The organism is Serinibacter arcticus (assembly GCF_004786095.1).
GTDB classification, from domain to species: Bacteria; Actinomycetota; Actinomycetes; order Actinomycetales; family Beutenbergiaceae; genus Litorihabitans; species Litorihabitans arcticus.
Genome location: NZ_RHPJ01000003.1, coordinates 797,556 through 817,667 on the forward strand (window position 1 = coordinate 797,556; position 20,112 = coordinate 817,667).

The following is a 20,112-nucleotide window of genomic DNA, read 5'->3' on the forward strand; positions in this document are numbered from 1 at the left end:
CGTCACAGCGCTCGCAGGAACTTGGAGACCTCGTACGGGGTCACCTGGGCGCGGTACTCGTTCCACTCCTGCCGCTTGTTGCGCAGGAAGAAGTCGAAGACGGACTCGCCCAGCGTCTCGGCGAGCAGCTCAGAGGACTCCATGATCTCCAGGGCGTCCTGGAGGTTGTTCGGGAGCGGAGCGATGCCGAGCGCGCGGCGCTCGGACTCGCTGAGGTCCCACACCACGTCCTCGGCCTCGTCGGGCAGCTCGTAGTCCTCCTCGATCCCCTTGAGACCGGCGGCGAGCAGGACGGCGTAGGCCAGGTAGGGGTTCGCGGCCGAGTCGAGCCCCCGGTACTCCACGCGCGCGGACTGGCCCTTGTTCGGCTTGTACATCGGCACGCGCACGAGCGCGGAGCGGTTGTTGTGGCCCCAGCACACGTAGCTCGGGGCCTCGCCGCCGCCCCACAGGCGCTTGTAGGAGTTCACGAACTGGTTCGTGACGGCGGTGATCTCGGCCGAGTGGCGCAGCAGGCCGGCGATGAACTTGCGGCCCGTGGAGCTCAGCGCGTAGCGGCCGGAGGGATCGTAGAACGCGTTGGTGTCGCCCTCGAACAGCGACAGGTGCGTGTGCATGCCCGACCCCGGCTGACCCGAGAGCGGCTTCGGCATGAAGGACGCCATGATGCCCTGGTCGAGCGCGACCTCCTTGACCACCGTGCGGAACGTCATGATGTTGTCCGCCGTGGACAGCGCGTCGGCGTAGCGCAGGTCGATCTCGTTCTGGCCCGGGCCGCCCTCGTGGTGGGAGTACTCCACCGAGATCCCCATGGACTCGAGCAGGCCGATCGCGGCGCGGCGGAAGTCGTGGCCGGTGCCGCGGGCGACGTGGTCGAAGTAGCCGGCCTCGTCGACCGGGACCAGCGGACCGCTGGGGCTCTCCGGGGTGTGGAAGAGGTAGAACTCCACCTCGGGGTGCGTGTAGTAGGCGAACCCGAGGTCGGAGGCCTTGGCCAGCGCGCGCTTGAGCACGTTGCGGGAGTCGGCCGCGGCGGGCTCGCCGTCGGGCGTCAGGATGTCGCAGAACATGCGCGCGGTGCCGCGCTGGTCGCCGCGCCACGGCAGGACCTGGAACGTGGAGGGGTCCGGGCGGGCGAGCATGTCCGCCTCGGACACGCGGGCCAGGCCCTGGATGGCGGAGCCGTCGAAGCCGATCCCCTCGGCGAACGCGCTCTCCAGCTCGGCGGGGGCGATCGCCACGGACTTCAGCATGCCCAGGACATCCGTGAACCACAGCCGGATGAACCGGATGTCGCGCTCCTCGATCGCCCGGAGCACGTACTCCTGCTGCTTGTCCATCGTTCTCCTTCGCGAGGCTGGTGGCCGACGTTCCTATCATGCTGCCTGGGCCACGGTCCCACAGCACGGGCGCGCCCGCACGGGCGTCCCAGACCGGGCGTCCAGCCCGTGCGCGACACGTGGTGCGGCACCCGGCCGTGGCTAGGGTGGACGGATGAGCACCGCACCTGGCGTCCCCGGCTCCCCCACCCCCGCGACCGGCCCCGCGACCGGCCCCGCGGCAGGATCCTCCCCGACCACCGGTGGCGCCGTCGCCGCAGCCGCCCCGGCACCGGCCCCCCGCCGCGTGCGGGTGCAGCACCTGCGCGACGCCAAGGAGGCGGGTCGGCGCCTGACGATGCTCACGGCCTACGACGCCGCCACGGCCCGCATCTTCGACGCGTCCGGCGTCGACATGCTCCTGGTGGGCGACTCGATGGGCGACAACATGCTCGGCCACGCGACCACGATCCCGGTCACGATGGACGAGCTGATCCCCGCCGTCCGCGCCGTCTCGCGCGTCGCCCGTCGCGCGCTCGTGGTGGCGGACCTGCCGTTCGGGTCCTACGAGGCCTCGCCGCAGCAGGCGCACGCCGCGGCGGTCCGGATGCTGAAGGAGGGCGGCGCCAACGCCGTCAAGCTCGAGGGCGGGCGACGCATCGCCGCCCACGTGGAGCTGCTGACCGGGGCGGGGATCCCCGTCGTCGGGCACCTCGGCCTGACGCCGCAGGCCGAGAACATCCTGGGTGGGAAGCGGGTGCAGGGTCGGGGCAGCGACGCGGCGGACGCCCTGCTGGCCGACGCCGTCGCCCTGGCCGAGGCGGGCGCCGTCGCCATCGTTCTGGAGATGATCCCGGAGCAGCTCGCGCAGCGCGTGACCGACCGTCTGGCGATCCCGACGATCGGCATCGGCGCCGGTGGGGCGTGCGACGGTCAGGTCCTCGTGTGGCTCGACATGGCCGGGATGACCGACTGGTCACCGCGGTTCGCGCGTCAGTTCGGCGACGTCGGCGCCGCCCTCGCGCAGGCGACCGGCGCCTACATCTCCGCCGTGCACGACGGCACGTTCCCCGGGCCGGAGCACACCTACCAGTCGTGACGCTCGCGCGACGGCGTCAGGACCTCTCCCACTCCCGGTCCTGCTCGTCCCAGTCCTCGGAGCGCTGACGCGCCTTGGCCAGCGCCGCCCCGGCGTCCTCGCGCGTGGCGTACGGCCCCATCCGCTGGGTCCAGGAGGACTGCAGCCCCTGCTCGACCGCGCCCGTGGCGAGGTTGAAGTAGTAGCCGTTCTCGGTCAGGTTCGCGTCGTCGGACATCGCAGGCTCCCGTCGTCGTGCAGCGTCAAACCCCGTGGGGCTCCTAGACTCCCATGGTGGCACCGCCCGTGCCGGGACAGGTGATCGACGGACCGCGCACGCGCGGAGGATGAGGCAGCGCCATGACGAAGAAGCACCACCTCGCGTTCGGCATCGATATCGGCGGCTCCGGCATCAAGGGCGCCCCGGTCGACCTGGAGACGGGCGAGTTCGCGGCCGAGCGCGTGCGCATCCCCACGCCCGTGCCCTCGACCCCGGCCGCCGTGGGCAGCGTGCTCGGCGACCTGGTCTCCTCGTTCTCGCTGCCGAAGGACACGCCGGTCGGGCTGACGTTCCCCGCGATCGTGAAGAAGGGTGTCGCGCAGTCGGCCGCGAACGTCGACAAGTCCTGGATCGGCACCGACATCGCCGAGGTGGCGCGCCGGGCGACCGGCCTGCGCGCCGTCGTGGCGAACGACGCCGACGCGGCGGGCTTCGGCGAGGTCGTCTACGGTGCGGCCAAGGACCAGGAGGGCCTCGTCCTGGTCATCACGCTCGGCACCGGCATCGGGTCGGCGATGATCCACGACGGCGTCCTCATCCCGAACGCCGAGCTCGGCCACCTGGAGATCGACGGGTTCGACGCCGAGTCGCGCGCCTCCTCGGGCGTGCGCGAGCGCGAGGGGTGGACGTACGAGGAGTGGGCGCCGAAGCTGCAGCGCTACTTCGCGCACGTCGAGTTCCTCTTCTCCCCCGACCTGTTCGTGGTCGGCGGCGGCGTGAGCAAGAAGCACAAGGAGTTCCTCCCGCTGCTCGATCTGAAGACCCCGATCGTCCCCGCCACGCTGCGCAACGCCGCCGGCATCGTGGGCGCCGCCGCGCTCGCGGCCCGCGCCGCGTCCTGAGCACCGACGACGTGACGCACGAGCCCGAGGTCGACACCGCTCCCGGTGGCGCCGCACCGGCCGACGCCGCACCTGACGACAGCGCCCCTGACGACAGCGCCCAGGAGGCGCACCTCGCCGCGTGGCGCGCGGCCTTCGCGCAGGAGCGGTGGTTCGTCATCGCGCGCGGGTACGGCGACCAGATGACGCCGTTCGCCGTCGAGTCCGACGGGCAGGGCGTGATCACGGTCTTCACGACGCCGGAGCGCGCCCGGGTGTTCGGCGTCGCCTCCGGCCTGCCCGAGGAGGAGGCCGGGACGCTCATCGCCCTGCCGCGCGAGAGCGCCGTGGCCTACCTGGTGCAGTTCGCCGAGGACGGGGTCGACGCCGTCGTGCTCGATCCCGGGGTGAGCGACAGCGCCGTGCTGCTGGCCGCGCTGCCGCACGTGGAGCAGCTCTCCCTGCGCGAGGCCGAGGGGCCCTCCAGCGACTGAGCTCGCCGGCCGGTGCGCCTCGTGTCGAGGCGATGTCTGACCCCGGTGCGAGCATCGGGTCATGGCTCGTCAGGCGTGGGAGATCCCCCGGCACGGCCCCGGTACGCAGCGGATCGAGAACGCGATCTCCGAGCCGGGTCGCTTCCCGCTGACCTGGACCGAGGCACCCGAGCCGGTCGGTCCGCTCGAGGTGGCGGCCCGCCTGGCGTGGGCGGTCGACGGCGAGGAGTGGGTCGCCGCGCGCGCCCGCGCCTGGACACGCTCGCTCGTGCTCGTCGAGCTGCGCGACGAGCGGTGGCCCCTGGGCCTGGTGTGGCTCCCTGCGGCTGACGTCCGACGTCGGGCGGCTCACGAGGAACGGCGCGGGCACGCGGCCTGACCACCTCGCGCCTCTCGACCAGCGATCTGGATCCGTTCCGCCCCTGGACCTCTACAGTGGGACCAGCCCGGGCCAGATAGCCCCCTGCCTGGTCCGGGCGCTCCCGTTCCGCCCGTCCGAGCGTCGCCCTGCAGGCAGCACCGCCGCTGCCGCAGGCCGATGTCCCACCCGGGTGCGAGGGTCCCAGGGTGCCTGGAATCCACATCGACGTCGCCCCGTGGGGCGGTCATCGGCAGCGACTCGTGAACGCGCGACCCGTGCCGTCCCGCTTCACCTCGTGCCGCTACCCCGAGGGGCCCATCCCGGTGACGGTTCGCCTGGTGTGGGAGCGGGACGGCGTCGAGCTGGCCCGTGGCAGGGCGACCGGGTGGACGAGGCGACTGGTGCTCGTCGAGGTGGTCGACCAGCGGCTGGTGGTCAACGGGGTGTGGCTGCCCGTCGTGGACGTGAGGCGGCGCTGACTGCTGTGGTCCGTCTAGCCCGCGGCGTCGTCGGAGACCAGATCGTCCTCGACGTGTCCGACGGAGCGAGCCTCGAGGTACGAGCACAGCTCGGCAGCCACGAGCAGCTCCATCGCGAAGGCGTTGACCTCGTGGCTCGTGAGCACCGTCAGGTCGGCCTGCGGCTCGATGGTGATGCGCCACTTCTGCTCACCCAGGCCGAGCGGCTCCATGAAGATGGACGCGGTCGAGTCACGGAGAGGAACGATGACGAGGCCCGTGTCCGAGCCTTCCGGCCCGTCCTGCACCACGACCTTGATGAGGTCGCCGGCACCGCGCTGGGAGGTGAACTCCTCGAGCCATCGCTCGAGGGTCTCCTTGCTACGGAAGGGCATGCGGAGATCTCCAGGGGACGGTGTGGTTGGCCGAGGGTGTTCGAAAGCGTGTCCGACGATATCAAGGGTGTCGGGTGTCGTCGCGCCAGGGTGCCCGGGCCGGGCCGTCGATCGTCAGGCCCCGGCGATCACCGCGACGGTCGCGGTCGCGGGATCCCAGCGCCGCAGCACGGTGCCGCTGGCCTCGAACGGGTCACCCGGCAGGTCCAGCGCCGTCGCGACATCGGTGACCCGGAGCCGCCTCGCGAGCGTGACGTGCGGGAGCCACGGCGCGCCGGAGTCGTCGCCGCTCGGGGCGGGGCCGGCCGCCGCCACGACGGCGGAGCGCAGGTCGAGCAGGGCCGACGTCGGCAGCACGGCCCGCGCGAGCACCCGTCGGTCGCCCGATCCCAGAAGCATGATCGGCCCCAGGACGAGTGGGATCGGCAGGAAGTCCGCGTCGAGCGTGAGGTCGTCAGGCAGCGGTGACCGACGCTCGAGCAGCGTGAGGTGCGGGGCGTTGCTCGGTGAGGTGTGCGGGGCGAGGCTGGAGAGCCCGGCGGAGGCGAGGGCGTCCCACTCGGCGCGGACCCGGGCGTCGGTGGCCTGGTCGAAGGTCAGCTCGACGCTGCGGGCGCGGGTGTCGGTCTCGGCGTGGCTGCCCGTCTCGGTCACGGGGCCCCCCCGCCACCGCGACCGCGCCGGAGATCCCGGACGTACACGAACGTCAGGGCGAGCCCGCACGCGATCTGCAGCGCTCCGACGACGGTCGGCACGGCCTCGCTCGCGGCGGCCCCGCGGCTCACCTGGACCACCCCGATCACGGTGAAGACGACGGCGAGGATCGCCAGCAGGATCGGCGGACGACGGCGGGGGCTCGGGTCGGTGGTCACCGCACCAGCCTCGCCGATCGGGGGCGGTGGGGCGAGCGCGAGCGCTTCGCCGTGGCTGCGGGACGGTGCCCTCGCCTGGCCGGAGGCCATCCTGTCGGTCGGGCACGACACGAGTTCCCGGGTCGTCGGCGCGGGGGGAGAAGGGCAGGAGGTAGACGTTCGTGGTACGCCCGAACGGTCGGTCGGGTGCTGCCGCATCACCGCAGGTCAGCGCACGTTCAGGGGATGAGCCGGCCGATACGCCGGGTTCTGTGCCCGCCGCCGGTCTCCCGACGACGGATGGCGACCATCCATCTACGACGCACGTTGCCGTACGCCTCCAGCGGCCTACCCGGGAGCATCGAGCGGGCAGCTCGCTCCCTGTCTGGCCTTGCTCCGGGTGGGGTTTACCTAGCCGCACCGGTCACCCGGCACGCTGGTGCGCTCTTACCGCACCCTTTCACCCTCACCTCGCGACTCCCGAAGGAGCTGCGCGGCGGTCTTCTCTCTGTGGCACTGTCCCGTGGGTCACCCCAGGTGGCCGTTAGCCACCACCCTGCCCTGTGGAGCCCGGACGTTCCTCGGTCCCCGAGCGAACCCGGGGAACGCGGCCGCCTGGCCGACTCATCCGCCACGGAGTCTACAAGCCGCGCCGGGTCTAGATTCGTCGTCATGGCCTCCCACTCCTACGCGACGGCGCTCACCTGGCACGGTTCGACCGGCGAGGGCTACCGCACCTACTCGCGCGACCACGACGTCACCGCCGCCCCCGCCGAGCAGACGATCGCCCTGTCCGCAGACCCCTCCTTCCGCGGTGACGCCGCTCGCCTCAACCCCGAGCAGCTCGTCGTCGCGGCCGCGAGCTCCTGCCAGCTGCTGTCGTTCCTCGCCGTCGCCGCCCGTAGCGGGCTGGACGTCGTGGGCTACGACGACGCCGCGACCGCCGTCATGGACCTCGCCGCCGACCCGCCGCGCCTGACCTCGATCGACCTCCACCCCGTTGTCACCATCGCGACGGCCGAGGTCGAGCGCGCCACGGCTCTCCTGGCCGAGGCGCACGAGCAGTGCTACATCGCCAACTCGCTGCTCACCCCCGTGCACCTCCACCCGACGGTCACGGTCGACACGGCGGCCGCACCAGCGGGCGCGACGCCGTCGTGATGATCCCCGCGGCCACGGCCGCCGCGATCGAGCAGGGCACCGTGACCGCCGCCTACCGCCGCTGGGAGACGCCCCGCGTGAAGGTGGGCGGCACGCAGATGACGGCCGCCGGCGTCGTCCGCTTCGACGCAGTGGAGGAGGTGGCCGACCTCGCGACCCTCACGGACGACGACGCCCGCGCGGCCGGTGTCCGCGACGCCGCCGAGCTCCGCCGTCGACTCGCTCCGAGGACCGCATCTCCCGACGGCGACTCCCCCTCCCGGCGCGGCCCTCGCGCCAGCCGCGGCGGCGACCACGTCTACCACGTCACGCTGTCGTGGGTCGGCGTCGACCCGCGCCTGGAGCTGCGCGAGAAGATCGCGCGCGGCGCCGCGCTGACGCGGCTGAAGGTCGACGTCGCCCGCCTCGACGACGGTCGACACACGGGTCCGTGGACCAGGCAGATCCTCGCCTGGATCCGTGACAACCCGGGCGTCATCAGCACCGAGCTCGCCGATCTCCTCGGCCGCGAGCTGCTGGGCATGAAGGCCGACATCCGCCGCCTCAAGGCGCTCGGCCTCACGATCAGCCTGCGGGTCGGTTACGAGCTGTCGCCCCGCGGACGCGCCTACCTGCGCGCCGTCGAGAAGGAGGGTCGAGGAACAGCCACCTAGGATCGACGGGTGCTCCTGGTCCTCCCCCCGTCCCGCGGTCAGACCTCAGGTCCCGACGGCGCCGCCCCCCTCGACCTCGAGCGGCTCAGCATGCCGGAGCTCACCGAGCGGCGACGCACGCTGCTGACGGCCCTCGCCGGAACCGAGCACGATCCCGCCGGCGCACCGACGGCCCGCGCCGCCGACGTCCTGACCGGGGTGCTCTACGCCGCGGCCGGGCTGCCCTCGCTCCTCGCGCGCCCCGGCGTCACCTCGGCGAAGACGCGCTCGAGCGTGCTGATCGCGTCACCGCTGCTGGGGATGGTCGGAGCGGACGACCCGGTCCCGGCGAGCCGGCTCGCGATGGGGACCGTGCCCGGCGTCGGCGGCCTCGGTCCGTTCTGGCGTCCCGGTCTCGAGACCGCGCTCGACGCACGGGCGGCGGGCGACCTCGTCGTCGACGTCCGCTCGAGCGAGTTCGCACCCCTGTGGCGCCCCCCGGCGTCGGCCGCGTGGGTCACCGTGCGCATCGAGCAGGGGGTCGACGGCGAGCGGCGCGTGGTCAGCCACTTCGCCAAGCACCTGCGCGGGGTGCTGGTGCGACACCTGCTGCACCGGCGGGGCACCGAGCCGACGGACGCCAGCTCGCTGGCTCGCGCCGCGAAGGGGCTCATCACCTCGGGGTCGATCATCGGCGTCGAGCTGACACCGTCACGGACGGCCTCGAAGCCGGACGTGCTGACGCTCGTCTCGGCCTGACGGCCCGGAAAGTACCTCGCGAACGCCCGAAAGTACCTCGCGAACGTCAGTCGTCGAGGCGGACCAGGATGTAGCCGTTCTCCTCGTCGCGCAGCACCTGGTCCTTTGCGGCCCCCTTGATGGCGGACACCTCGGACAGGCTGAGGTCGAGCTGCAGCGGCTCGGTGCGCGTCCCGCGCAGCCCGAGGACCGCGAGCCCGCCGTTGCCGGCCCGGACCTTCTCGTACAGCGCGAGCAGTCCCGCGTCGATCCCGGTGGCCGCCACCTCGCGGCGCGCGGCGAGATCCGTCAGCTGCGCGTCGAGGTCGGTGAACGCGGCGTCGCGCTCGGCCGTCGCCGCGGTGACCTGGGACTCGATCGCGGCGATCTGGTCACGAATGGCAGCGAGCTCGCCCTCGGCGGTCTCGAGCTGCTCCATGACCTCGATCTCGACGTCCTCCAGCACCCCCTGGCGACGCGCGAGCTGCTCGAGCTCGGCGATCACGGCCACGGAGTCCTTGGCGTTGAACGCGCCGGAGTCGAGACGGCCCTGGTCGCGCCTGGCGCGCTCGCGCACCTGCTCGACGTCGGCCTCGGCCTTGGCGACGGCGCGTCGGTGGTCGTTGACGACCGACTCGGCCAGCACCGACGAGCGACGCAGGTCCTCGGCGCGGCCCGCCAGCTCGGTCAGCGTCGCCAGGCTGGGGTGGCTGCGACGCTGGTGGGCGACCTTGGTCAGCTGGGTGTCCAGGGCCTGCACGTCCAGCAGTCGGCGCTGGTCCAGGGCGGGGGCGGTACTCACGGGGTCTCCTCGGGCAGGTGCTGCGGTCGGGCGACGTCGGTCCAGGCGTCGGTGCGCGCGGTGGAGACGTGGACCTCCACCGTAGTGCCGCGTGCGTCGGCGTCCTGCCGCAGCTGGTCGGCCAGGTTCGGCAGCCAGACCCACTCGCTCGCCCAGTGCGCGGCGTCGAGGAGGAACGGCCGCTCCCCCGCGGCGCGGAAGTCGGTCGCGGGGTGGTGGCGCAGGTCGGCGGTCAGGTAGACGTCGGCGCCCGAGGCCCGCGCGGCGTCGAGATAGCTGTCGCCGCTCCCGCCGCACACGGCCACGCGGGTCACGACGGCGTCACCCTCCCCCGCGATCCGGATGCCCTGCACCGTGGCGGGCAGGACCGCGGCGACGCGTCGGGCGAAGGCGGTCAGCGTCGTCGGCTCCGCGAGCCGACCGATCCGACCGGTGCCCGCACCGGGCGCCGACTCGGGGTGCGTGGCGGGGACGAGCGGCTCCGTGTCCACGAGGCCGACGGCGTCGGCCAGCGACTGCGAGACACCACCGGGGGCGTCGTCGGCGTTGGTGTGGGCCGCGTACAGCGCGACGCCGCCGCGCACGAGGCCGGTGAGGATGCGGCCCCTGGCCGTCGTCTCGGCGATCGTGGTGACGCCGCGCAGCAGCAGCGGGTGGTGCACGACCAGGAGGTCGGCGCCCAGCTCGACCGCCTCGGCAGCCGTGGCCTCGGTGGCCTCGACGGCGCACAGGACTCGGCGCACCGGCCGGGTCGGGTCACCGACGACGAGCCCGACGGCGTCCCAGTCCTGCGCGGTCGCGGGCGGGTAGCGCCGCTCGAGGTCGGTCAGCAAGGCGCCGAGCGTTCCCGCCTCGGACGTGCCGTCGACGGGTGTGCTCACGCTGTCCTGCCTCAGACGTTGAACCCGATGGCGCGCAGCTGCTCGCGCCCGGAGTCCGTGATCTTGTCGGGCCCCCACGGCGGCATCCAGACCCAGTTGATGTTCAGCGCCGTGAGGATGCCCTCGACGGCCTGGTTGGCCTGGTCCTCGATGACGTCCGTCAGCGGGCAGGCGGCCGACGTGAGGGTCATGTCGACGGTGGCGGAGCCGTCGGGCTCGACGACCACGCCGTAGATGAGGCCGAGGTCCACGACGTTGATGCCGAGCTCGGGATCGATGACGTCGCGCAGCGCCTCCTCGACGTCGGCGACGTTCGGGACGGCGGTCGGTGTGTCGGTCATGTCCCCAGGGTAGTCGTGCCGGTGGCGGGGGGAACCCCACCACCGGCACGACTCACGCGTTCTCGCTCAGAGCGTCACGCGCGCCTAGCTCGACGCGCCACCCCGACGACGCCGCCACACCAGCACGCCACCCAGCAGGAGCAGCCCGGCCGCCGCCAGCAGCGCCGCGTCCAGACCCGGAGCCCCCGTGCTCGGCAGGTGCCGGCCGGGGCGCGAGGCCGGAACGGCCCCGTGCGTCAGCGTGACGGTGTCTGACCCGGTCGCCGTGCCGTGCTCGCTCGGGACGTCGGCGTTCGTCCAGGTCGCCGTCGCCGTGTTGACGATCGACGTCCCGGTCGCCCGCGGGTCCACCGTCACGGCCACCGTGACCGTCGGGGCGCTCGCCCCACCGACCAGCGGACCGAACAGCGAGCACGTGAGCGTTCCGCCGTAGCCGGCCGCGTTCTTCCCCGTCACCGTGCAGTCGTGCCAGGCCGGGAAGCCCTCGGTCGACGTCGTGATGCCGGTGACCTTGAGGGATGCCGGGATCGGGTCGCTCAGCACGAGCGGCGTGGCCGCTCCGAGCCCGCTGTTGCTGACGTCGATCGCGTAGTTGAAGCTGCCGCCGGGGGCGACCTGCTCGACGCTGGCGGTCTTGGTCAGCGCGATCGCGGGGTGCTGATCCATCGGGCACGCGGGCACCTGCGGGTACGTCGCCGTGAGGACGACCTGCGGGTTGACCGAGAACGTCACGGTCGTGGCCCCGAACCAGGCCGAGTCGGCCTCCGCCGTGTCCCTGACCAGACCCGCGCGGGTCTGCAGACCCGCACGGAGGGTGCCGTCCGGGTTCAGGTCGGCGGCCGTCATGGCCCGCCAGCCGGGAAGGTCCACCGCCTGACCCGTGGGCGAGTACACCGTCCCGGGCCACGCGATCTCGCCGGAGTCGCCGCTCGCGAGCGTCCGCACCACCTGGGCCGGCACGGCCGCGGACGACGGCGCCCACGTCAGGGTGATCGGCTGGTCCGCGACGGTCGAGGACGAGGTCACGCTGTAGCCGAGGTACGGAGCTCCCCCGACGCAGCGGACCCAGGCCTGGGAGGAGATCTCCTCGAGCGGCACCGTGACGTCGTCGCAGTCGTTGCTCGGGTCGACGTCGCCCGGGGCCGCCACGCAGGCCTCGTTGTCGAGCCTGTCGAGCGGGATGCCGGCCGTGGGGGCCGCCTCACCCGCGAGGATCACGGGCACGCTCCCGGCCGGGGGCGCGAGGACCTCGACCGTGACGACGACGTCGGCGCTGGCGCCGACCGCGAGCGTCGGGGCGAGCACGCGCACGGCGTTCCCGACGGACTCGTCGGACCAGCCGTCCGGCACGCCGACCCCGGTCACCCGCAGCCGGTCGGTGGGGACGTCGTCGGTCACGACGCCGCCCGTCACCGCGCCCGTGCCGTGGTTGGTCACGGTGAGCACGTAGTCGAAGACGTCTCCGGCCTCGACGATCTCGACGCCGACAGGCAGGCCTGCCGTCTTGACGATGCCCAGGTCGGGCACCTCCACGACGCCGCAGCCGTCGTCGGTGCGCGTCCAGCTGCCCGCCGCGACGGTCGCGCTGTTCACGACCGCGACGCCCTCGGTTCCGCCCTCGGTGCACCGCTGCTCCGAGGTGAGCGCCTCCGTCGTCGGACGGATCGTGACCGAGACCGCGTAGGTCCAGGTCGTGCCCGCGGCGATCGGGCCGTCGGCCAGCACCCAGTCCCCGGACCCGGGAGGCTGCGTCGCGGTCGGCGCGGGGGTGTCCCCGACCGCCACGACGCTCCACCCGGTGACGACGTCGGCGCCGGTGATGACCGCCGGGTCCTCCGTCAGGCGCACCCACGGCAGCGGCGTGTCGTCGTGCTGCGGGTCGCCGCTCGAGGGGTTGCTGACGGTCACGGTGTACGTGAGCGTCGAGGCCCCGTCCGCGGCGGGCGTCACGACGGCGTCGCTCTTGTCGAGCTCCGGCAGCACCGGGGTGGTGCAGGCGTCGTCCTCGCCCGCACCGCCGTCGTACGTGAGGTCGACGTGGTTGAGGAAGCCACCGGGGCCCTCGCCCTCGCAGCGCCAGGAGTCCTCGTCGATCGCCGAGGGGTCGACCGTCGCGGTCACCGTGACCATGTAGGTGTGGACGTCCCCGGCCTCGATGACGACGTCGTCGGCGAGAACGGCCGACCACTCGCCCTCGTCCTCGGCGAACGACCCTGACGGCTCGCCGTCGCGGTCGGAGCGCCACGTCGCGTCGGTCGGGACGAGCCCGTCGCCGTAGTCGAGGTCGTCGGTCAGGTCGTAGAACGCGCTCACGGCCTCGGGGTTCGCCTCGCCCTCGGGCTGCGTGACGACGACGTCGTAGACGATCGTCCAGTCGCCCCTCGCGTCCTGCGTCGCGGAGGCGACGTTCTTCTCGACGCTCGGCGGGACGAGCTCGGTGACGGGCGCGCACGCGTCGTCCTCGTCCGCCGGACCCGCTCCCGTGCTGAGCAGGACCGCGTTGGAGAGGCCGTGCCCCGGCGTCCCGTCGCACTCGCGCTCCGCGGCGGGGATCGCCGTCACCCGCAGCACGTGCGCCACGGTGTAGACGTCCACCTCACCGGCACCCAGGGGCACCGTCGTGGCCAGCGGGGTCGTACCGTCCCAGGCGGCCGGGTCGCCGTCGGGGCCGGTCACGGTCGCGCTGACGACCGTGACGCCCGTGGGCAGCGCGGGCGTGTCCGTCAGGCTGTAGACGGTCGGGTTGGCGCCGCCCGTCACGGTGATCCGGGTGGTAAGGGTCCACAGCCCGGTGACCTTGTCCTGGACGACCGAGACGACGTCCTTCTCGACGCTCGGCTCCGACGGCTCGGCGCACGCGGAGGCGTGGTCGCGGCTGCCGCCGGCCCAGACCTGCGCGGTGTTGAGGAACCCGCCGCCGCTCTCGCACGTGAGGTCCGTGCGGGTGCGGGCGCCGTCGACCGATGCGGGGAACGCCGCGGGGTCGACGTCCGCGCTCACCACGACCCGGAAGGTCGCCCTGCTCGCCGGGGCCAGCAGGCCGGAGGCGACGATCTCGGCACGCCAGGTGCCGGGCGGGTCCTCGACGAACGCGGTGGGGGTGCCACCGGCCGACGGGGCCCACGTGGCACCGAGGACGGTGATGCCGTCGCCGTAGTCGAGCGTGTCGACCAGGCGGTAGACGGCCGCCTCGTCGGCGTCGGCGTTGGTGACGACGACGTCGTAGCTGATCGTCCAGTGACCGTCGGCGTCCTGGGTGGGCGTGCCCACCACGCTCTTGTCGACCGTGACGGTCGGGGGCGTGATCGGCGTGCACGCGGAGGCGTGGTCGGTTCCCACGCCGTTGCCGACGACGGCGGTGTTGCGCACGCCGCCGTACCCGCCCTCGGTGCAGCGCAGGGCGGTCGTCGTCACGTCCGGGGACAGGGCGACGTCGGCCTCGACGCGGTAGGTGTGCGTGTCACCGACCGCGAGCACGCCGTCCGCGACGTGCTGGTGCGCACCGCCGTCGAACGTGGCGTCCAGGGTGCCCGAACCGGTCGGGACCGGCCCGCTCGCCCGCCACGCGCCGACCAGGGTCGCGCCCGTGGGCAGGGTCGGGGCGTCGCTGAGGGTGTACCCGACGGTGTCGGGCTGGTCCTCGCCGTCGACGGCGGGGTAGGTGACCGCGACGTCGTAGGCCACGCGCCAGGTGCCCGTGGCCGGGTCCTGCACCGCGGTCAGCGCGGTCTTGGTCACCGACGGCGACGCGGGCTCGGCGCACGCGGACGCCTCGAGCGAGCGGCCGCCGTAGGTGAGGTCGGCCTCGTTGACGAAGCCGCCCTCGCCCTCGCCGTCGCACGTCAGGGGCGAGGCGGGCGGCGCGGTGGTCGGTGCCGTGGTGACCACGACGCGGTAGGTGTGCGTCGCGCCGACGGCGATCGACATGTCCGTGGCGAGCTGCGTGGTGGGCAGCGCGCCGTCCTGGACGATGCCCGAGCCGAGCCGCTCCCACGCCAGCGAGACCGCGGTGAGCTCCGGTCCGAGGGCCGGGGTGTCGGTCAGGGAGTAGGTCGTGGGGACCGTGCCGGTGTTGCGCGCCTGCACCAGGTAGGTGACGGTCCACGCCAGGTCGGCGCCCTGCCGCACGCTCTCGACGGTCTTGTCGAGCGCGAGCTGCGGCGGGATCGCGACGTTCGTGTAGGTGCACGCGACGACGTCGCCGCGGGACAGCGCGAGCGACGGGTTCGAGCCCGACACGGACTGCGCCGCTGTGGTGCCCGTGCAGGTGAGGTCCTGCCAGGTGTACCCGGAGGGACCGCTCTCGCCGAGCACGTAGGTGCCGGCGCTGATCGCCTTCGTCTCACCCGTCGCGAACGTCGTGGCGCTCGCGCCGCTCGTGGCGCTGAGGGTCCAGTCGGTGGCGACGGCCGTGCCGCCCCGCACGACCTTGGTCAGCGTCAGGCTCGGGGCGACGTCGTCGTTCACGAACCGGTAGGTGGCGCGCTCGCCGGCGGCCAGCGTGACCGTCGTGGAGTCGACGGCGACCCAGGAGCTCCCCACCAGCTTCTGCAGCTGCTGGGTGTACCCGCCGGGGCCGGTCTCACCCAGGACGTAGGCGCGTCCCGGGCGGACGGTGCGGGTGGAGGAGGCGCCGACGGCGGTCTCCGCGCCGACCACGGACTGCGTGGCGAGGGCGGGGGTGCCGGCGACCGGGGTGGCCTGCAGCGTCCAGTCGCTCGCCGGGCGGGCATCGGAGCTGTCGGAGACGACGTGCTTGAGCAGCGTCAGCTCGGCGGTCGCGTTGGTCACGGTGCAGCGGGTCCAGCCGCCGAGCGGAACCGTGACGGTGTCGACGGACGCCGCCTGCCCCGTCGGCGTGCCGTTCGGGTCGACCGCGGTGCAGGACCACTGGCCCTGCTGCACGTAGCTCGGCTGGGCGACGCCGCCGGTGGGCTGCTCGCCCAGCACGTGGGCGACACCGGCCGTGACCGTGCCCGTGACCGTGCCCGCGCCGGACAGGGCCGGGCCGCCGGGCGGGGTGGCGCTCAGCGTCCAGGCCGCCGGGGCGGCGCTGCCGAGCGTGACGGCCTTGGTGAGCGTCAGCCGGGTGTCGCACGTGAGGCGGTTGACGATCGTGTAGGTGGTGGTGCCGGCGGGACGGACGTACTCGGTGCTGTCGCTGCCCATCGAGACACCGGCGGCGGTGCCGGTCACGACCTCCGGGTCGCCGTCGAAGCGGCACCGCGGCATCGCGGCGGCGTCGAACGAGCGCGTCTCCGCGAGCGTCACCTCGCTGCCGCTGGCGACGCGGGTCGTGGCGCCCCAGGCCGCGCCCGTGCCGTTGACCGTGACGGCCGAGCTCGTGCCGGCGGGCATCACGTTGACCGGCTGGTCGACCCCGTTGACGACCCACCGCTTGTTCACGGTGATGTCGACGCCGGGATCGGATGCGCGGTTGTAGACCGTGCAGCTGATCGCGCCGTTGACCGGCACCTGGACCGAGAACGCGGAACCGGTCGAGGGGACGTCGGCCGGAGCGCCGTCGGGCAGGGTGCGGCACTGCGTGCGGACGTAGCTCGCCCCGGCGAGCGGGCCGGGCAGCGTCTCGGCGACCTGCACGGTGGCGGGCGAGGTGCGGCCGCGGAAGTTGAGGTCGAACAGCGCGGCCGACGTCGCGTCGGTCGTCCCGGTGGTCGGGTTGACCGTGACGGGCGACGCCGTGGTCGGGGTGAAGGTCCACCCGGCGCCACCGGGCGCGGCGGTCGTGAGGTCGTCGCTGCCGTGCGGCAGGACCTTCTTGACCACGGTGAGCGTGCCCTTGCAGCCCTCGAGCGCGAGCGACTTCAGCGCCTCGGCGGCGCTGGCGTAGCTGGACTCCTGGAAGTAGTCGGCGGCCATGATGTTGCTGCCGCTGTACCGCGTCGGACCGCTGACCGCACGGAGGTTGAGGCCGGCGGCCGCACGCTCGACGCCGGAGCCCACGCCCAGCGCGAGCACCCGCGTCCCGCTGCTCTTGACGGCGTTGGCCGAGAAGACGGCCTCCTCGACCTCGCGGAAGCGGTTGAGGACGTCCGAGCCCTGGTTCTGGCCGGTGCCGTAGCGCGTGGGGTTGCCGTCGGTCAGGAGGATCACGACGTCGTGGCCCTTGCTCGCCGTCTGGTAGAGGCCGCGGTCCCAGTTGGTCGCGGCACCCGCGGTCGGCGCGGGGAGGCGGGAGGCCCAGGAGGTGACGGCGCCCGCGCCGCCGGCTGTCGACGTCGACGGGAGGCTGTAGCCACCCCCCGTGAGGATCGTGGTCGCGAAGGCGTAGCCGGTGACGGTGGAGGTCGTGCCCGCCAGACCGTTGCCGAACGCGGTGACGGCGTTCTTCAGCTGGTTGAACTCGCTGTTCGCCCCGCCGCTGGTGCTGATGGAGCCGGACAGGTCCACGACGATGCCGACGTCGAGCCCGCACTGGGCAGGGACCGCCGGGTTGTCGAGCGCGTGCGGCCAGATGCCGCCGGAGGCCCGCGTGTTGGTGAACGTGTCGTTGGCCATGAACGTCGGGTTCGCGGTCGTGCTGCGGTAGGTCTGACCCGCGACGATCGTCGGCGTCTGGAAGCGGTAGTTCGCCCCGTCGGTGCCGACGCCGGTGAGTCCCTCGTTGTGGCCGGTGCGCAGGCGCGGGTTGCTGAAGTAGCTCGCGTTCGCGCCGGCGTCACCGGGGAGGTCGCCGACCCAGGAGCGCGAACCGACGGGCACGTTGGTGAACGTGCACGCTCCCGCGACGACGGAGCAGGTCTGGCTCGCAACGCCCGAGGTCTCGGACGGGAAGAGGCCGAGGCGCGTGCCGTCGGGCAGCGGGTTCACGGTGGTGAAGGAGGTGCGGATGCCGCCGGTCTGCACGACGACCGTGCCACCGCTGACGGTGGTCGTGGTGAGCGTCCGGGGCTGGACGGCGTCGGTGGTGACCTCGGGGGCCGCCGCACGGGCGGCCGGGGCCGGGGCCACGTCGGTCTCTGCCGGTTCGGTCTTTGCCGATTCGGTCTCTGCCGGTTCGGTCGGTGCGACCGGCTCGGTGGGGGCAGCCGGCGCCGCGGGCTCCTCGGCGGTCGGCGTGGCCGTGGGGAGCGAGGAGGCGGTGTCGCTGGGCGTCGGGTCAGACGTCGGCGTCGGCTCGCTGGTCCAGGTCGGGTCGGCCGACGGCGAGCCGGAGGCCGCCGCCGTCGCACTCGTCGTCGCCGCCTGCTCTGCCGTCCCCGTCACCGTCGCGGCCTGCGCCGCCGCCGGCGTCGCGACGCCCATGGTCAGGCAGACGGCGGGGACGGCGATCCACGCGAGGAGGCGACGTCGTCGTTCCCGTCTGATCGATGTTCGTGCCTGCCGCCTGGTCCCGCCGACTCCGGTCATGCTCGTCTCCACCCGCTACGTGCGCCTCGCTGCGCACAGAAATACCCCCTGGCGACTGGAACACTAGATCCGGGAAATGCCGCGCCGACTCCGGTTCCGCACAAGATTTGCGCAGAATGCGCCGACCCGTCAGGGCGAGCGGGAGCCGCGGGAGGCCGGGGGAAAACGGGACGAGGACGCCGCGGTCCTCAGTGAACGATCACGCTGATCCAGCGCGCGACGAAAGGGTGAGCGGAACACCAGTTCTTCGTCAGGTGCTGACGCCGCAAACAATTCCCGAGCGACATTCTCGCAACGGGAACGAGACCTCAGGAGGGCCCGATCACCAGCGCCTTCGCCGTGGCGTCGCGCAGCGCCATCCAACCGAGCAGCGCGCACTTGATGCGCGCCGGGAACTTGGCGACGCCGACGAGGGCGGCGCCGTCCTCGAGCCGGTCCTCGCGCTCGTCGCCCAGGGACACCCCGCGGTTGCCCATGAGGGCGCGGAAGTCCTCGGCGAGGCCGTCGACCTCGCGCACGTCCTTGCCGACGACGAGGTCGGTGAGGATCGAGAGCGACGCCCGGGAGATGGAGCACCCGACGCCCTCCCAACCGAGGTCCTCGAGCACCGGGGCACCGCCGTCGGGCGACGGTGCCAGGCGCAGCCGCAGCGTGACCTCGTCACCGCACGTCGGGTTGACCTGGAAGGACTCCCCCGCCATGGCGGCACCGTCGACCTCGATGAGGCCCTCGCCGTGGCGCTCGCGGGCGTGGTCGAGGATGACCTGCTGGTAGAGCTGCTCCAGATGGCTCACGGGCTCAGTCCTCCACGCCGAAGTAGGCACGCACGCCGGCGAGCGCGTGCAGGAAGGTCTCGATGTCCTGGGGCGTCGTGGCGATGCCGACCGACGCGCGCGTGGAGGAGGCGACGCCGAGGCGGCGGTGGATCGGCTGCGCGCAGTGGTGCCCCACGCGCACGGCGATGCCGTCGGCGTCGAGCACCTGCCCGACGTCGTGCGGGTGCACACCGGCGACCTCGAAGGCGACGACACCGAGGCGATCGGTCGCGGTGAGCGGACCGAGCACGCGCACGTGCGGGATCGCGGCGAGCCCGTCGAGCAGCTGCTGCGTCAGCACGCGCTCCTGCTCGGCGACCCCCGCCATGCCGAGGTCGTCGAGGAACTGGGCCGCGGCGCGGAGACCGACGGTCTGCGCGACCATCTGCGTGCCCGCCTCGAACTTCTGGGGCGGCGCCGCGTACGTGGTCGTCTCCATCGTGACGATCTCGACCATCGAACCGCCGGTCGTGACGGGCGGCAGCGCGGCGAGCAGCTCGCGGCGCCCGTACAGCACGCCGATCCCGGTCGGACCGAGCATCTTGTGGCCGGAGAACGCGGCGAAGTCGACGTCCAGCGCGTGCAGGTCGACCGGCATGTTGGGCACCGACTGGCACGCGTCGAGCACGACGATCGCCCCGACGGCGTGTGCGCGCGCCACGATCGGCGCCAGGTCGGTCACGGCACCGGTGACGTTCGAGGCGTGCGTGACGGCGACGACGCGCGCGCGGTCGGTCACGACCTCGTCGAGCACCGACAGGTCCAGCCGGCCCTCGTCGGTGGCCGGGATGAACCGCAGCACGGCTCCGGTCCTGGCGGCGAGCTCCTGCCACGGCACGAGGTTGGCGTGGTGCTCGAGCTCGGTGACCACGAGCTCGTCCCCGGGGGCGAGCGCGAACCGGGCCGCCTCGGCTCCCCCGCGGCCGGCCGTCGCGTTGGAGATGCCGTAGGCGACCAGGTTGATCGCGGCCGTCGCGTTCGACGTCCAGACGATCTCGTCGTCGTCCACCCCCACGAGCCGAGCGACGACGGCGCGCGCGTCCTCGAACGCGGCCGTCGCCTCCTCGGCCAGCGCGTGGGCGCCGCGGTGCACGGCAGCGTTCGTCGTCAGGTAGAAGTCCTGCTCGGCGTCGATGACGCACTCGGGCTTCTGCGACGTCGCCCCCCAGTCCAGGTAGACGAGGTCCTTCCCGTTGACCTGACGCGTCAGGATCGGGAAGTCTGCCCGGACGCGCGCGAGCTCCTGCGCGCCGAGACCCGTGGCCTGCTCGGCTGTGGTCGACATGGGGAGGCTCCTACCTGGATCGGGGGTGC

Annotated in this window: 19 protein-coding genes and 1 other RNA gene; 8 read left to right on the plus strand and 12 right to left on the minus strand. The window is 73.2% G+C overall.

The features are described 5' to 3' along the window. Window positions 1-2 precede the first annotated feature (2 nt). Window positions 3-1,340, minus strand: coding sequence for a glutamine synthetase family protein (locus SERN_RS12655; RefSeq protein WP_135850442.1), 1,338 nt, complete (start codon window positions 1,338-1,340; stop codon window positions 3-5). A 154-nt stretch (window positions 1,341-1,494) separates the two neighbouring features. Here SERN_RS12655 and panB point away from each other — a divergent pair, with 154 nt between their 5' ends. Continuing rightward, window positions 1,495-2,418, plus strand: a complete 924-nt coding sequence (panB, locus tag SERN_RS12660) for a 3-methyl-2-oxobutanoate hydroxymethyltransferase (protein WP_135850443.1) — start codon at window positions 1,495-1,497, stop codon at window positions 2,416-2,418. 16 nt (window positions 2,419-2,434) lie between these two features. Here the strand turns inward: panB and SERN_RS12665 are convergent, their stop codons facing one another. Beyond that, window positions 2,435-2,635, minus strand: a complete 201-nt coding sequence (locus SERN_RS12665; protein WP_199241599.1) for an SPOR domain-containing protein — start codon at window positions 2,633-2,635, stop codon at window positions 2,435-2,437. A 122-nt stretch (window positions 2,636-2,757) separates the two neighbouring features. Here SERN_RS12665 and ppgK point away from each other — a divergent pair, with 122 nt between their 5' ends. The 4 genes from ppgK to SERN_RS12685 all read left to right on the plus strand — a co-directional run bounded on the left by ppgK (window position 2,758) and on the right by SERN_RS12685 (window position 4,832). Next, a complete protein-coding gene (ppgK, locus tag SERN_RS12670) occupies window positions 2,758-3,519 on the plus strand; it encodes a polyphosphate--glucose phosphotransferase (RefSeq protein WP_135850444.1) in 762 nt (253 codons plus the stop codon). 11 nt (window positions 3,520-3,530) lie between these two features. After that, window positions 3,531-3,992 (plus strand): SseB family protein, encoded by a 462-nt coding sequence (locus SERN_RS12675; protein ID WP_135850445.1) that lies wholly within the window; start codon window positions 3,531-3,533, stop codon window positions 3,990-3,992. Between the two features lie 61 nt (window positions 3,993-4,053). Continuing rightward, entirely contained in the window at window positions 4,054-4,371 is a 318-nt protein-coding gene (locus SERN_RS12680) for a hypothetical protein (RefSeq protein WP_135850446.1), read from the plus strand. Between the two features lie 188 nt (window positions 4,372-4,559). After that, window positions 4,560-4,832 (plus strand): hypothetical protein, encoded by a 273-nt coding sequence (locus SERN_RS12685; RefSeq protein WP_135850447.1) that lies wholly within the window; start codon window positions 4,560-4,562, stop codon window positions 4,830-4,832. Between the two features lie 14 nt (window positions 4,833-4,846). Here the strand turns inward: SERN_RS12685 and SERN_RS12690 are convergent, their stop codons facing one another. From SERN_RS12690 to rnpB, 4 genes are all read right to left on the minus strand, one after another. After that, entirely contained in the window at window positions 4,847-5,206 is a 360-nt protein-coding gene (locus tag SERN_RS12690; RefSeq protein WP_135850448.1) for a hypothetical protein, read from the minus strand. Window positions 5,207-5,320: 114 nt separating this feature from the next. Continuing rightward, window positions 5,321-5,860 (minus strand): 2'-5' RNA ligase family protein, encoded by a 540-nt coding sequence (locus SERN_RS12695; RefSeq protein ID WP_135850449.1) that lies wholly within the window; start codon window positions 5,858-5,860, stop codon window positions 5,321-5,323. Next, complete coding sequence (locus SERN_RS12700; protein WP_135850450.1) at window positions 5,857-6,078, minus strand: hypothetical protein; 222 nt, start codon at window positions 6,076-6,078, stop codon at window positions 5,857-5,859. The genes SERN_RS12695 and SERN_RS12700 overlap by 4 nt, the downstream gene beginning before the upstream one ends. A 222-nt stretch (window positions 6,079-6,300) precedes the next feature. Further along, window positions 6,301-6,684, minus strand: an RNA gene (gene rnpB / locus SERN_RS12705) — RNase P RNA component class A. Between the two features lie 45 nt (window positions 6,685-6,729). Here rnpB and SERN_RS12710 point away from each other — a divergent pair. The 3 genes from SERN_RS12710 to SERN_RS12720 are packed head-to-tail and all read left to right on the plus strand — an operon-like array spanning window position 6,730 to window position 8,609. Continuing rightward, window positions 6,730-7,218: an OsmC family protein gene (locus SERN_RS12710; protein WP_135850451.1), complete on the plus strand. Its 489-nt coding sequence runs from the start codon at window positions 6,730-6,732 to the stop codon at window positions 7,216-7,218. Then, the gene (locus tag SERN_RS12715) at window positions 7,218-7,871 is read left to right on the plus strand and encodes an ASCH domain-containing protein (protein WP_135850452.1); all 654 of its coding nucleotides are present in this window, start codon (window positions 7,218-7,220) and stop codon (window positions 7,869-7,871) included. Before SERN_RS12710 ends, SERN_RS12715 begins: the two co-directional genes overlap by 1 nt. A gap of 9 nt (window positions 7,872-7,880) precedes the next feature. Further along, window positions 7,881-8,609 (plus strand): YaaA family protein, encoded by a 729-nt coding sequence (locus tag SERN_RS12720; RefSeq protein ID WP_135850453.1) that lies wholly within the window; start codon window positions 7,881-7,883, stop codon window positions 8,607-8,609. A 46-nt stretch (window positions 8,610-8,655) separates the two neighbouring features. Here the strand turns inward: SERN_RS12720 and SERN_RS12725 are convergent, their stop codons facing one another. The 6 genes from SERN_RS12725 to SERN_RS12750 all read right to left on the minus strand — a co-directional run bounded on the left by SERN_RS12725 (window position 8,656) and on the right by SERN_RS12750 (window position 20,083). Then, window positions 8,656-9,390, minus strand: coding sequence for a zinc ribbon domain-containing protein (locus SERN_RS12725; RefSeq protein WP_135850454.1), 735 nt, complete (start codon window positions 9,388-9,390; stop codon window positions 8,656-8,658). After that, complete coding sequence (locus SERN_RS12730) at window positions 9,387-10,271, minus strand: Nif3-like dinuclear metal center hexameric protein (RefSeq protein WP_199241600.1); 885 nt, start codon at window positions 10,269-10,271, stop codon at window positions 9,387-9,389. The genes SERN_RS12725 and SERN_RS12730 overlap by 4 nt, the downstream gene beginning before the upstream one ends. Window positions 10,272-10,282: 11 nt before the next feature. Further along, window positions 10,283-10,612, minus strand: coding sequence for a metal-sulfur cluster assembly factor (locus SERN_RS12735; RefSeq protein WP_135850455.1), 330 nt, complete (start codon window positions 10,610-10,612; stop codon window positions 10,283-10,285). Between the two features lie 84 nt (window positions 10,613-10,696). Continuing rightward, window positions 10,697-17,983, minus strand: coding sequence for an LPXTG cell wall anchor domain-containing protein (locus SERN_RS12740; protein WP_135850456.1), 7,287 nt, complete (start codon window positions 17,981-17,983; stop codon window positions 10,697-10,699). 308 nt (window positions 17,984-18,291) lie between these two features. Next, the gene (sufU, locus tag SERN_RS12745) at window positions 18,292-18,777 is read right to left on the minus strand and encodes a Fe-S cluster assembly sulfur transfer protein SufU (protein WP_135850457.1); all 486 of its coding nucleotides are present in this window, start codon (window positions 18,775-18,777) and stop codon (window positions 18,292-18,294) included. A gap of 4 nt (window positions 18,778-18,781) precedes the next feature. Beyond that, window positions 18,782-20,083, minus strand: coding sequence for a SufS family cysteine desulfurase (locus SERN_RS12750; protein ID WP_135850458.1), 1,302 nt, complete (start codon window positions 20,081-20,083; stop codon window positions 18,782-18,784). Window positions 20,084-20,112: the final 29 nt, after the last annotated feature.